The organism is Segatella copri (assembly GCF_051861805.1).
In the GTDB taxonomy this organism is placed as follows: Bacteria; Bacteroidota; Bacteroidia; order Bacteroidales; family Bacteroidaceae; genus Prevotella; species Prevotella copri_M.
Genome location: NZ_CP146520.1, coordinates 3678088 through 3690832, shown reverse-complemented (window position 1 = coordinate 3690832; position 12745 = coordinate 3678088). Strand labels below are relative to the sequence as shown.

The window sequence follows — 12745 nt, the reverse complement described above, 5'->3', positions numbered from 1 at the left end:
TACGCAAAGTTACAATATTATTTTGAGATATGCAATACGGCGTTGAGCGGATACTTACGGTACTGCTTATATGTGGATATACAATAAGATAAATGAGTTTGCGATAATAGCAAGAAAAATAGAAAAGTATGCATAGTGGAAATAAACCTACACAAACTCATTTAGTGTATGTAATGGGCTTTAAAAAACAAATATAAAAATTAGGAGGAATATTATGGTTTCTATATTAGTTAAAATAGTCGTTATAGTTGTGAGTGCTATCGCTGGTGGTTTCTTTGGAGCATGGTTTTCTTATCGATTTCAAAGCCGAAAAATCGTCAAGGTACGTCGTATAGCAATCAAGGCATTGGAAATCTTCTTGAATTATGCAAAGAAAAGACAGACTTATGACTTGGCTGCTTCGGAATTTAACAATAAGATTAACATAGTAGAGAAAAGAGCAATATTAGTTGCTTTATGTAAGCTTGGTATTCCTATTGTAAAACCTGTTGATGATGTGTTTTGTATTGAACATGTTCGGTTTGGGCACGAGGAAATTTACCGAGATACGATCAATTTGATGATAGAACAAATCAATAAGGGTAATTGTGATGAATTATTTTTCTCAGATGTTGAAGCCTATTTCTCTTCCAATTCTCGTTTGTTGGCAGTTAGGGCTGTAGCTAAAAAATATGTAGATATAGACTTTTCTAAATGTGATTATGACAAAACGAATAATGTCATTAATCATCCTAATTTTCCTATAGAGTTGTTTACCCCAGGTGAGTTTAATGTTATAAGCGTCTTTAGACTACGTACCAATTGGGATACTTATTTCGATGCTAATGGCAAGGCAATTCCAGAGAAAATGACTACTCTAAAGAAAGAGATAGATTTAGGTATTTGGGATACCTATCTATTTTGGGATTTGGAATCTTATCAGAATATGCAAAACCAAAGCAATATGGCAAATGTTTTTGCAAAAGTGATGTTGCAAAACATGGGTATTCAGCTAAATGCAACAGCCTCTAACGAGAAGTTTGATGGTCACTAAAATGCAGATAAAAGAAGATGTTGTCTGATTGCTTAACTATCTGATTATTAGTGTTTTAGTTGTAAAAAGCTTTGAAAAAACTTGCATATGTCAGAAAAAAGTAGTACCTTTGTAGGCATGAATGACGAAATGAAGTTACGTTTGGCTTATGCTGAGATAGCTCGTCTTAAGGATGAGATGGCAACAGCGTATCGTGGGCAGGTAGATTTGATAGCTCACGATCAAGTCTTGCGTGCCGATTTCGAACGTCAGCGTGAGGAGGATCGCCAGTTCTTCAAGGCTCAGCAGGACAATATGAAGGAGTTCTATATGCAGCAGATGAAAGAACAGACTGAGCGCCATAAGGAGGAACTTAAGCATCTGCGAGAGGAAAACCTGGAAAATGTAAAGCGTATTATGAAGGATAGCAACCTTGAGTTGTCTAACAACCTGGCAGAACAAATGATGAGACACATCAAGCTGAATCTTAAGAACTGTCTGAACATCGGCAGTGAAGATTCTGCGCTTGACTATGCCTTCATGTTTTCTGTCATAGAAAGCTGTAATATGAACAAGTTATCTCCTGGGTGTTATATCAAGGAGCTAGTTAGTCGTCTTACTGCCAAGCCTGTTTGTACAGCAGAAAAAGTGGTACTTTTGCCTTGCTTTATGCAAAAATAAAAGTTAAATCCAATCATTTTTTATTTTTAACATCTCTTGAATCGCCTTTAAATAAAGGCGGTTCAGAGGGTGTATGAAAATATAGATGGTTACTTGAACCCTATCTGTGGTCTTGTTTACGGCAGATAAAAGACTATCTCTGAATAACCCTTTAAATTAAGAATAGTATTATGGCAATATCTGATAAATATAAAGGAAAGTATGTCTTCCACTTTACTGATTTGCGAAATCTAGATTCCATCGTTAAGAATTCTTTGTTGAGCACTAACGAAAAGAAAAGATTAGGAATTAAGCATCATAATATAGCAAATCAGACTATACAGGCGCGTAGGGATGAAATGGACGTTACGGTAGGACCTGGTGGTAAGGTTCATGATTATGTGCCTTTCTATTTTTCTTCTATCAACCCGATGCTACTCTCTTTATTGAATCATAAAAATTGTGATCAGAATTTGATTATCTATTTATGTATCAATATAGAGCGGCTTGATAAAGATGATGCGGTATTTACCAATGCCTCTGCTAATACCACATCACCTCCTACTTTTTATGATGATACAAGTCATCTTGATGAATTGGATTGGGATTTGATATTAAGTAGGAAGTGGAAGATTGATCCTGATGAAGCCAAGCATAAGAAGATGGCTGAAGCTTTGATACACACTAAGGTTGATATTTGTGAAATCGATGCAATTGTTGTGTTCAATGAAGGTGTGAAAGAAAAAGTAGAAAAAGTGTTTAAACAGAATGGTTTAAAAGTTCCTGACATTTTATTTGATCATGATTATAAAATCCGCGAGTATGGATTTTACTATACAAAATTCTTTTTTGACAGCAGAAAAAATGAGACTCTTGTTTTTGGTCCGCAAACTCTTCTTTTTATGTTCCATGATCTATTGAAAGAAGTGAAAAAAGTCAGGCGAGTAAACCAAAAAGGGTATCAATATAAAACAATTGGGGAACTGGTTGAAGCTTTGAACCAAGATATAAACTGTCTTCCTGAGATGAGGGATGCTGTGAAAATTTCTCAGAACTATCCTCCACACAACGATACTGTTGGTGAACATACCCAAAGAGTAGTAGCTGAGATTCGAAAATGTAACTATTATAAAAATGCTTCTAGTCAGGTACAAAATGTATTGTTGCTGGGAGCTTATCTTCATGATATGGGGAAAGGACCTGCTAGTAAATGGAAAAATGGACAGATGAAATCCGCTTATCTTGACCATCCTGTTGATGCTATACCTATGCTCAGACGTATATTGACAGAAGAAATAGAGTCCGTAAGTGATGATGAAATACGCAGGCTTTGTATGCTTGTTGTTTATCATGATATCATTGGCGATTGTTTGTTGAAAGAACGTGAAAAGCAGCAAATTGCAGATATAATAGAAAATGAGGATGATTATGACATGCTTTCTGCTATATCAATTGCAGATTCAACATCTATTAATGATGCTTGGGGAAGAATGATTAGCAAGAATGCACCCGATATGAAAGCCGAAGTAATTAATCTAAAACATGGGTAATTATGGCAAATCAACTGAAATATGTTTTTCGACTGACGCATATAGACAATATTAAGTACATCATGAGTAAAGGATTGGTGCGTGCATCCTCTCCATTGCGAGATGAAAATTATGTATCAATAGGTGATGTTCAGGTTATTCAGGTTAGAAAAGACAGGAAGTATCAAGGTTATCAATTAAGTGACTTTATGCCATTTTATTTTGGCCCCCGTTCTCCTATGCTATATGTAATTCAACATGGATTCAATGGCGTACCTAAGGTGAAACCGGAGGATATTGTATATTGTGTTATTCGGATTGAAGATATTATAAAAAATGATATCGATTGTATTTTTACTGATGGCCATGCTTTAAGTTCTCTGACTAACTATTATTATAAGAGTAGTCTTGCGAATCTTAATAATATAGTCAACTATGACGATGTATATTCCACTTATTGGAATATTGAAGATGATCCTGACTTAAAAAGACGTAAGGAAGCAGAATTGTTGATTAATGAAGACCTTCCTGCACAATATATTCGGGGAATAGTCGTTTATAATGAAACGGCAAAAGAACATCTCATTAGTATCGGCGTTGATGCCAATCTGATAGTAGTTATGCCAGGGTATTATTTTTAAAAGCCAAACAATTATGATACATTACGTTAAAGGAAATCTGTTGGAGAGCGAGGCTGAAGCTTTGGTCAACACTGTAAATACCGTCGGTGTAATGGGTAAAGGGATAGCCTTGCAGTTCAAGGAAGCTTTCCCTGAAAATTTCCGTATATATAAAAAAACTTGCCAGAAAAAAGAGTTGCAGATAGGAAGCATGCTGATAGTTAAGGATTCCAATTTGACAAGCGGTCAGAAGCTAATTGTGAATTTTCCGACTAAGACCCATTGGAGATTACCTTCTGAGTATTCATATATAGAGAAGGGGTTACTGTCGCTGCGAAAGGAAATTGAAACCCGCCATATCCGTTCGATTGCTATCCCACCACTAGGTTCGCACAATGGTGGTCTTGACTGGCTGCGAGTAAAACAGATGGTAGAGCAGGCTCTTTCTGGGGTTGATTGCGATATTTATTTGTATGAACCGTCAGATGCTATTGTAGAACGGATGAAGACAGAACGTGTTAAGTTGACGCCAGCTAGAGCCATGCTCTTGTTGATGTTTGCCGATATGAATCGTGAAGGAGAGTTTGCTTCCGTCTTTGCTGCAGAGAAGCTGATATATTTCATGCAGCGCTATGGAGCCAAGAATTACTTCCGGATAGATTTTAAACCTTATCATTATGGTCCATATTCTGGAGGTAAGGTAGCACATGTTCTTTACTATATGAATGGTAGCTATGTGAAAGGAATGGGAGGCATGAGTGCACGCCCATTTGATTATATCTGGTTAACGGAAGATGCAGCATCTGAAGCACAGAAGTATATAGATAATTACAAGGACAGTAGTTTGCAAGAAATTTGTAATAAGGCTATGCATTTTCTGCGTGGCAATTATTCCAATTATTCATTAGAGCTGCTCTCTACGGTAGATTATTTGTTGGAAAATAGACCAGAGCTGAAAGGGTGGAAAGATGCTGATGAAGAAGAAGTTGTCGCCAGTCTTGTACATGATATGAAAGATTGGAGCATTCGTAAAGGTAAGATGTTTAAGGCTTCATTCATAACGATTGCTTTGAACAAAATAAAGGAATTGTAAAAGGGGGATTATTTTATCAAAGTGTAGAATGATGTCCTACATCTTGGATAGAATAGAAAATTACGTATAGCCATGAATAATCAGATTTTTGATTTCTTGAACGAATATGCAAAACTCCCATCTCCTCAGTATGCAGTCTTGCTACGGGGAAAGTGGGGATGCGGAAAAACTTACTTTGTGAAGAATTGGCTTGCAGAGTTTGACAAGTCTAACAAACTGCCAGCCAATGAAAACAGCATCGAACTGAAACCAATATATGTTTCACTCTTTGGTATGAGAGATATCTCAGATATCAAATCAGCCATTGATAGATGCGTGAATCCATTCTTCTATACCAAGGCTGGAAAAATGCTAAAGATTGCTGGACGTATTGCAAGCAAGATAATCTTCAAGACAGAACTTGATATAGATAAAGATGGAAAAAGTGAAACATCATTCTCTGGAGCGTTGGATTCTCTATCCATTTTTGAGAATGATAATAAAGATGAAGTTAAGGGTGTAAAGTTTATTATCTTTGATGATCTGGAACGATGTCAGATACCGATGAAGCAATTGCTCGGTTTCATAAACTATTTTGTGGAACATTGTGATTGTCATGTTGTTGTGGTAGGTGAGGAGAAATATCTGGATGATAAGACCCTGCATGATTTGCTCGAATTCAAGGAAAAGATAGTTGGTAGAGAGTTTGAAATACTCCCTGATATAGAAGCTGCCATAAAGCTATTTGTTTCAGAACCTATGATGGCAACTGATTTCCTGAGTAAAGAAACTGGGATGATTCAACTGTGCTTTGAGTGTACCGCAACTCATAATTTGAGGTTGTTGCGTCAGTCACTTCTGGATTTCAGTTCGTTAATCTCGGCTTTGCCAACCAGTCTGGTAGAGAATAATCATGACTATTTGCGTTCTTTGTTGTCTTGCTACATTGCTGTTTATGCAGAATATCGGAATATAGACAATCATGATTATATTGTCGATTGGGAAAATTGGGCAGTGAAGGCTTTTGTAGATACCAAGGATGAAGAATCGCAGAAGATTAGGAATCTGATGGGGAAATATAACAGAGTTAATAGCCTTAATCAGTTTGAAGCTTTGAGCAGTGAAATGGTTCCCAAGATAGTAGAACATATAGAAAAAGGACTTAGTCTGGCTCCAATGTTTGAAAAGATTCTGTCTCAGAAATCCAGGAAGCTTACGGCTTTGGAAAGATTAGGTTCATATTGGGATAAGACGAATGATGAATTCAATGAACTATATGACTCATTACTGGAGGAATTGAAGGATGGAACCATATCCGAGCCTGCTAATATGGGCAAATCTGTTGGCTTCCTTGGATATTTTGATGCCATGCACTTTCGTGAACTGCCAGAGGATGCCATCTCTGATATAAAGAACAGATTGTTGGATGTCTATCAATCTTGTACCTGTTTGAAGAATTTGTTCAAATGTCACTATTCATTTATACAGGGCTACAATTATGTAAGAGGATGTGACCATGATAAGATGAAGACAAAATGTATCATAGACTTTATAGCTAAACTCTTTGAGCAAAAGAAGGAAGAACTGCCCGATGATATGCAATTAGCATTGCGTCAACTATCTGATGAGAATGTAGAGAGTTTAGCTTATATAGATTCTGGAACTTATCCTGACCACTCTTCTAGTTTTAGGATGCGTCCTATATTTGCTAAGGAGAATCCGCAGCAGCTCTTTGATTCTCTGCGCAAGATGAGCAATAGGGGACGTAACGCTTTTAGTCAATTCCTGGCATACCATTATGAATTCCTTGTGAATTGTGATTTTTCAGATACATTCCTTCCAGACCATGATGTCTTGCTTAAGCTGAGAGATTTGGTTAAGGAAGAAGCAAAATCAAAAGTCTCGATAGAGAAATGGTCGTATGATGGATTGATAGAGGGATTGGATAAATCCATCAAAAGGGCGAATGGAGAGTCTAGGATAGAATAGATATATAATAAACTTTCTCCCTTTTTAAAGTGGGCTCTTTAATTGAAAAATAAAATCTACAAGTATTTGATGTACAAAGATATTCAAATTATAATCATGGCTGGCAGCGTAGTCAAGGACATCCGATAGTATGAATGCAAGAACTGCGTGGTTCATGCAGCCGATGAAAGCAAGGTGGTAGTTCAAGGCTTGGATGGCTAAAGCTTAGTTAGAAGAATGGGCAACTGCTTGTTTGTTCTTTGAAAGAGAAACAGAGAATCAATGATTTTAAAAAATAAACTTCAGTTTAAGCAAAGAAATGAATCATGAAAGGATTACTTGTTTTATCGTATGTTTTCCTATATAAACTTGTTTTCTAAGTGCATTAATTGATACAATTTAGCGTTATAATAGCAAGAGAATATTGTATAGCCTTTTGTGAAGGCTACTTCTACGCCCAATTAGGCGAGAAGCTAACAAATGGCAAAGTAACAGAACATACACTGGACTTAGCTAAGGAAACGGCTCAGACATGTATAGAGCAACAGATAGCCTATTCTGGTTTTGAGGAAAAGCAAAAGCAGGTGATGAAAGAAAACGTTCATGAATGGGCTGATACTGTGATGCAGGGTTTCAAGAAACGTTTGCGTGAGAGCGGCTGATAGAATTTTGATGATGCGCCAGCCGACAAATAATCGCAACTCTGTTGCGTAGACACTTATTGGCAGCCCTTTAGGGCACAGGCTCCGCTGACGATACCAGAACTCTGGCGGAGGCTATGGCGTAGACCTTTGATGGTCCGCCAACCTTAGAGCGTAGCGGTTCTGAGCACCGGAGGGCGGTTACATCCTTCCTTCTGAGGAGGAAGGCTTGGTTAGAGGTGGAGCTCCCTTTGGAAAGGGAGACGGAGGGATTCGAAAAAATCCTTCTTTAATGGGAAAAAGCGATGCCAGTGAGTGCAATGAAAACTCGCTTTCAAATTGCCGAGTGCAGCTCGCTTTATCAACAAGGAAGGACGGGATAATTTTAGAAATTCTTTTACTTATTTTATCCGAGACAGATATAATTTATCTTATAATGTGGGCAATTGGATACATGAAACGAATGATGATATCAAGCCATTGGATATGCATGCAAAGCCATTTTGACAATCATGTGATGTAATCAGAATGAATACAACGAACAAAGGGGAACGACCAAAGACAGGTTGTTTCCCTTTGTTCGTTTAGAGGCAATTGTATCAGGTGTATCTGTCATCTCTGATTTTCCCATCAATTATCGGCTTGCGGTAATTGGTGGTGAGGAGGGACTGGTAGATGATGCCAACGCCAGGATACTGGCTGCACTATAAGCCACAAAAGTGAATAAAAAAAGGGGATTTTGTAAAATGAACCAAAATGAACCAATTTTCCTGAATCTTTACATAGAAGACACAAAAATGCCGAAAACATTCGTTCAATCAACGACTTAGAAAAATGCGTACGAAAAGAATGCTAAAAAAATGTTGAATTTCGTAGAATGATGTTATTTTTTTAACACGCATAATTTGCTAGTTTCCAACAATTTTCGTATTTTTGCAGGGAGATTCTGTGTCTCTTATATCGAGATTCAGATAATCGACATCAAAATACGAACTTGATTCGCATGATGAAAGAGACAAATATACAATCACAGGTTACGTCCACTATTGCAGGGGACGACGGCGAAGCCATGGCAAAAAGTGAAGGATATGTAGCTGAAAATGGGATAGAAAATTCGCCTTGGAGACTTGGCTTCCTTTGGAAAGACGTATCATGATAAACTCCTTTTAGCTAGCAATGCCAGCCAAAAGGAGTTATAAGAGTTAATCAAGGCGGTGTCGAGCAGCCCAGCTTCCAGCATCCAGACACGGACACTCTTTGGGAGTAGTCCCAGGCAAGTCCCGATGGCCCACAATCTTTGCTTTCGGAAAGAGAATCTTCAGATTCCTGAAAAGATCTACGAGTCTCGTTTCCTGCTCAGCCGTCATGGTGTTGCAAGGTTTGCCTTCCTCATCCAAACCACCCTCATAGCAGATGCCGATAGAGCATCTATTATAAGGTCTGGCATGAGCCCCCACCTCCAGCAATTTACGATGCTGCGACATCGTACCATCCTTTCGGATATAGAAATGATAGCCGATGTCATAAAACCCACGAGCCTTATGGTCACGTCGCAGCTGTTCCACACTATAGTCCTGGTTGCGTCGGGTAGCCGAGCAATGCAGCACCAGAAATCTCACAGAGTCGGCAGACATCATGTATTTGCCGTTTTCAACTCCGGTGAGAAGCGTACGTTCAGATCGTACATTCTCCCCACCGATTTTCATAGGAAATAAATCATTCATCATCATGGCTCAATAGTCTTGTCCTTCTTTTCGTCACCGTACTTGACGAGTTCGATGGTATCGGGAATCAGGTTGTAGATGTGAGTACCATTCTTCAACTTGTGGTATGAAGGTCGGAAGGCAGGAATGATGCTCTTCACGAGTTTGGCATTCGCATCCTTCTCATTCTCCACAGCCTTGCCTGTAAGGAAACGGAGGTAGAGCTTGCCGAATCCAAGCAACTCGATGTCGTAACCCTTCTTCAGGTTCTCCTTCACGTAGTAAGCATAGCGGTCGAGTACCGCCTTGACGTCAGCAGGAGTAGCTGTAGACTCCACTGCGATTTGGGTAGCAACCTCCTCGGTGGTTAAGGTACCGTAACTGTAAGGTCTAACAGAATAGACTGTCTGTCCCTTCTTCTCACCCATATTCATGGTCTTCTTTGACACTTTGTAACTTTTACTCATAATAGTAATCATTTAAACGTTTATAAATAAGTTGCAGAGATAAAAGATCTCCATTGCGTTGTCGGATGATTCTGTTCATCTTTGAATGCAGTGCAAAGGTACTAAATTCTGGAGTCGAAAACAAGCGTCTTAACTGGCGTTCACTATGTGTTTACTTTTCATTCACGATACGTTCACTTTTGATAAAAATCATAGTAATGGAAGATAATAACAAGGCAAATATCGTCTTTAATATCTCAGGAGGTAACAATCAGATTCTGCCCAATGCTACCAAGGCTGAGCAAAACTTCTATGGCGATAAGTATATAGAGGAGATGATGAAGGCGAAGACCAAAAGTCAAGAGTCTGCAATCTCACCAGAGTCAACCCGCCTCTCCCTATATATTAATAATGTGGAAGCATTAGCAGAATATGTAGCCAAGCTTTCTGCATGTGCCAATGCCAAGGAGTTGGCTCAGGTGGTGATGGACATGGTGAATGATCCTGGTGTAAAGGTAGACCAATACAATATGGTGAAGCAGGAGTTCATAGAAGTCTTGCAACCCTTGGCTCCCCAGGTTACGACAGGAATTGGTAATATTCGCAAGTATATCAACGAAGCATGGTACAAGTGGAAATGACCACCAGAAAAGTAACGTGGGAAGAATATTGACGAAAGGCTCATTTACGCACTCCAAAATTTCAGAATTTTCTATCACTCCAAATTCTTTTTGTAGAATCGAAAATATGAAAGTATTCTGTAAGTGATTGATAATTAGAAGTATGTGTAAAATGGAAAATGTGGAAGACCTTCGGAAAATCTATAGTTGTACGACTATAACCTCTATAGTTGTACAACTGTAACTCCAGAGCTGTACAACTATAGCATGTATGGTCGTACAACCATAGCTTTACAGTTGTACAACTATAGAATTTTTAACTCGCAAAACTTGCGGATTGTGGCCAATAAATGCTAAAATAAGGCTTTTATTGATTCTAGATGGTTAGTTTAGTATGGAGGATAAATATTTGTACATGATACGACAGGCACAGGAGTTCATGAATGAGAACCACTATGCCGACATCTCCCGTTTGCATTGTCTGCTACGCAAGATGATGCCCAAGGAGTATCATGACCTCATTGATCAAATCAAGGAGTGCCAGGATCCTCATGTCATCTTCAATATCCATGGTGGAAACAATCTCATTGCGCCCAATGCCAGCCAGGCAGAGCAGAAAGTGGTAGAGAAGTATGTACTCTCTATCAATCCGGAATATCATACCAAACTGTTCCCAGATTCCATTTTGACAAATGAGCTAAAGTATGACCTCATACAAGATGTCTCTGAAACCAATAGTATCTATAAGATATATGTCTGTTGGATGGGTGGGGTTAAGTATTTAAAGAAGGGTGATAAACTCATTATCTATCGCACCAACGATTACAAGGGGGCTGCTGCTTATCGTAGTGTCTGTACCTCTGTTTGCACCGTCTGCGAGGTAAAGACAATCAAGGACTTTGCCAACGAGGATGATTTCGTAAAATATACGAATCGCTATTCCGTCTTTGGCGAGGAAGAATTAAGAGGTTGGTACAAGAATAAGGACTATTTTACCGTTGTCAAGATGGTATACAATATAGCTTTTACCAAAAAAGTAATCAATAAGGTAATGAAAGAGCAAGTCGGTCTGAATCCCAGATATTGGGGCTTCTTCAGATTGACCGATGTGCAGTTTGACAAATTATTAGAATTAGGAGAAATTAATGAACGTTATATTGTCGATTAAACCAGAGTTTGTTGAGAAAATCTTTTCGGGCGAGAAGCAATATGAATACCGCAAGATTCTCTTCAAGCAAAAGGTTGATACCGTATATATTTACGCCAGCCGTCCCATCAGCAAGATAGTAGGTGAATTTAAGATAGACGAAATCCTTTGTGATACTCCAGAGAATATCTGGAAAGAAACCAGATGCCAGTCTGGCGTTACCCGGAAGTTCTTTGATAAGTATTATAAGGGAAGGGAGAAGGCAGTAGCATTGAAGATAAAGGAGTGTAAGGAATATAAGGATGCAATTAATCCCGAGTCATTACTCCCAAACTTCAAGGTCCCCCAATCTTTCATCTATATAGAAGATAAGATTACTCCCCTGACCGAATAGGTCTAAGGAATCTGTGTTAATCTGTGAAATCTGTGGGACATTAGAGCACAAAGCAAAAACTCCTCCAAAAATTTGGTGGTTTCAAAGAAAACCCTTATATTTGCAGGAAAAAAGGAGATACAGTAATGAAGACAATAGATCAGATTTTGAAAATAAAGGCAGTAGTGCTTTATATACTGAAAGCATTCCCTGAAGGAGTTGATTATATTCATCTCTTTAAGGTAATGTATTTTGCGCAGCAAGATCAGTTGAAAGAGTATGGATTGCCAATCATGTACGATACCTTTGTTGCAAGAAAGCATGGTCCTGTACCAGCTTTAACCTATAAGGTGTTGCGTGGTATTGAAGGCAAGGCAGACCTTTCTTCGCCAGAATTGAAGGATTTTGCAGATTCATTGAATATAGCCATCTCTCAGGATGGTCATCAACTTGTTCTAGCTTCCAAGAATACGGAATGCGATATGGATGAACTGTCTGTAGCTGATGTGAAGATGTTGGATAAATGGATTGAAAAGTGCAAGGATGTAGAATCCTTTGACCTATCTGATAAGTCACATGAAGACAGAGCTTGGAAACGTGCAAAACGTCAGGCAGACAAAACAGGTGAGGACTCCAAGATAACCATGTATGATATGGCAGCTGCGGCAGGAGCAAGCAAAGACATGCTATGTATTATTCGTGACCGTCAATCTGTTCAAAAAGCATTGTCATGGATTTAAGGGAGTTAGTTCCATTTTGGAACATACTGCCTCTGATGGCAACTTCTCTAGAGGTAATCCTCTCAAAAGTAGTATAAAAACAATATTCCTCATTCGAGCGACGACAAGTGCAGAGCGATACTGCAATGAGGAACAATATATAAAATCATGAAATCTTATTTCTCAATAAAGCCAGGAGCAACCTTCTTTTTAGGTAGCTCCCGCACCCTCGTCT

General features: G+C 38.6%; 13 protein-coding genes. 11 read left to right on the top strand and 2 right to left on the bottom strand.

Features of this window, described 5'->3' with window-relative positions; translation table 11 throughout:
• Positions 1–214: 214 nt before the first annotated feature.
• The 7 genes from V8Z93_RS14650 (at position 215) to V8Z93_RS14620 (ending at position 7523) form a co-directional block, all read left to right on the top strand.
• Positions 215–1033, top strand: a complete 819-nt coding sequence (locus tag V8Z93_RS14650; protein ID WP_439431989.1) for a hypothetical protein — start codon at positions 215–217, stop codon at positions 1031–1033.
• Between the two features lie 87 nt (positions 1034–1120).
• Positions 1121–1693, top strand: a complete 573-nt coding sequence (locus V8Z93_RS14645) for an IS66 family transposase (protein WP_439431988.1) — start codon at positions 1121–1123, stop codon at positions 1691–1693.
• 170 nt (positions 1694–1863) lie between these two features.
• On the top strand, positions 1864–3222 hold the full coding sequence (gene darT / locus V8Z93_RS14640; protein ID WP_439431987.1) for a type II toxin-antitoxin system toxin DNA ADP-ribosyl transferase DarT: 1359 nt from the start codon (positions 1864–1866) through the stop codon (positions 3220–3222).
• 2 nt (positions 3223–3224) lie between these two features.
• Positions 3225–3842, top strand: a complete 618-nt coding sequence (gene darT, locus V8Z93_RS14635) for a type II toxin-antitoxin system toxin DNA ADP-ribosyl transferase DarT (protein ID WP_439431986.1) — start codon at positions 3225–3227, stop codon at positions 3840–3842.
• Positions 3843–3855: 13 nt separating this feature from the next.
• On the top strand, positions 3856–4914 hold the full coding sequence (gene darG, locus V8Z93_RS14630) for a type II toxin-antitoxin system antitoxin DNA ADP-ribosyl glycohydrolase DarG (protein ID WP_439431985.1): 1059 nt from the start codon (positions 3856–3858) through the stop codon (positions 4912–4914).
• 72 nt (positions 4915–4986) lie between these two features.
• Positions 4987–6882 (top strand): P-loop NTPase fold protein, encoded by a 1896-nt coding sequence (locus V8Z93_RS14625; protein ID WP_439431984.1) that lies wholly within the window; start codon positions 4987–4989, stop codon positions 6880–6882.
• Positions 6883–7250: 368 nt separating this feature from the next.
• Positions 7251–7523: a hypothetical protein gene (locus V8Z93_RS14620; protein ID WP_439431983.1), complete on the top strand. Its 273-nt coding sequence runs from the start codon at positions 7251–7253 to the stop codon at positions 7521–7523.
• A 1181-nt stretch (positions 7524–8704) separates the two neighbouring features.
• Here V8Z93_RS14620 and V8Z93_RS14615 read toward each other — a convergent pair.
• Both V8Z93_RS14615 and V8Z93_RS14610 read right to left on the bottom strand, forming a co-directional pair.
• Entirely contained in the window at positions 8705–9229 is a 525-nt protein-coding gene (locus V8Z93_RS14615; RefSeq protein WP_439432869.1) for an N-acetylmuramoyl-L-alanine amidase, read from the bottom strand.
• On the bottom strand, positions 9229–9672 hold the full coding sequence (locus V8Z93_RS14610) for an HU family DNA-binding protein (RefSeq protein WP_203041567.1): 444 nt from the start codon (positions 9670–9672) through the stop codon (positions 9229–9231). The genes V8Z93_RS14615 and V8Z93_RS14610 overlap by 1 nt, the downstream gene beginning before the upstream one ends.
• A 197-nt stretch (positions 9673–9869) precedes the next feature.
• Between V8Z93_RS14610 and V8Z93_RS14605 the strand changes: the two genes are divergently transcribed.
• From V8Z93_RS14605 to V8Z93_RS14590, 4 genes are all read left to right on the top strand, one after another.
• Complete coding sequence (locus V8Z93_RS14605; RefSeq protein ID WP_439431982.1) at positions 9870–10292, top strand: hypothetical protein; 423 nt, start codon at positions 9870–9872, stop codon at positions 10290–10292.
• 394 nt (positions 10293–10686) lie between these two features.
• Positions 10687–11439 (top strand): hypothetical protein, encoded by a 753-nt coding sequence (locus tag V8Z93_RS14600; RefSeq protein WP_439431981.1) that lies wholly within the window; start codon positions 10687–10689, stop codon positions 11437–11439.
• Positions 11417–11812, top strand: coding sequence for an ASCH domain-containing protein (locus tag V8Z93_RS14595; protein ID WP_439431980.1), 396 nt, complete (start codon positions 11417–11419; stop codon positions 11810–11812). The genes V8Z93_RS14600 and V8Z93_RS14595 overlap by 23 nt, the downstream gene beginning before the upstream one ends.
• A 125-nt stretch (positions 11813–11937) precedes the next feature.
• Complete coding sequence (locus tag V8Z93_RS14590; protein ID WP_439431979.1) at positions 11938–12531, top strand: Panacea domain-containing protein; 594 nt, start codon at positions 11938–11940, stop codon at positions 12529–12531.
• The last annotated feature ends 214 nt before the right edge of the window (positions 12532–12745 follow it).

Coding starts and splice junctions, on each gene's coding strand:
- V8Z93_RS14610 (WP_203041567.1), bottom strand. CDS start 9,672: ATGAGTAAAAGTTACAAAGTGTCAAAGAAGACCATGAATATGGGTGAG.
- V8Z93_RS14615 (WP_439432869.1), bottom strand. CDS start 9,229: ATGATGAATGATTTATTTCCTATGAAAATCGGTGGGGAGAATGTACGA.
- V8Z93_RS14595 (WP_439431980.1), top strand. CDS start 11,417: ATGAACGTTATATTGTCGATTAAACCAGAGTTTGTTGAGAAAATCTTT.
- darG (WP_439431985.1), top strand. CDS start 3,856: ATGATACATTACGTTAAAGGAAATCTGTTGGAGAGCGAGGCTGAAGCT.
- darT (WP_439431986.1), top strand. CDS start 3,225: ATGGCAAATCAACTGAAATATGTTTTTCGACTGACGCATATAGACAAT.
- V8Z93_RS14590 (WP_439431979.1), top strand. CDS start 11,938: ATGAAGACAATAGATCAGATTTTGAAAATAAAGGCAGTAGTGCTTTAT.
- V8Z93_RS14605 (WP_439431982.1), top strand. CDS start 9,870: ATGGAAGATAATAACAAGGCAAATATCGTCTTTAATATCTCAGGAGGT.
- V8Z93_RS14650 (WP_439431989.1), top strand. CDS start 215: ATGGTTTCTATATTAGTTAAAATAGTCGTTATAGTTGTGAGTGCTATC.
- V8Z93_RS14645 (WP_439431988.1), top strand. CDS start 1,121: ATGTCAGAAAAAAGTAGTACCTTTGTAGGCATGAATGACGAAATGAAG.
- V8Z93_RS14600 (WP_439431981.1), top strand. CDS start 10,687: ATGATACGACAGGCACAGGAGTTCATGAATGAGAACCACTATGCCGAC.
- V8Z93_RS14625 (WP_439431984.1), top strand. CDS start 4,987: ATGAATAATCAGATTTTTGATTTCTTGAACGAATATGCAAAACTCCCA.
- darT (WP_439431987.1), top strand. CDS start 1,864: ATGGCAATATCTGATAAATATAAAGGAAAGTATGTCTTCCACTTTACT.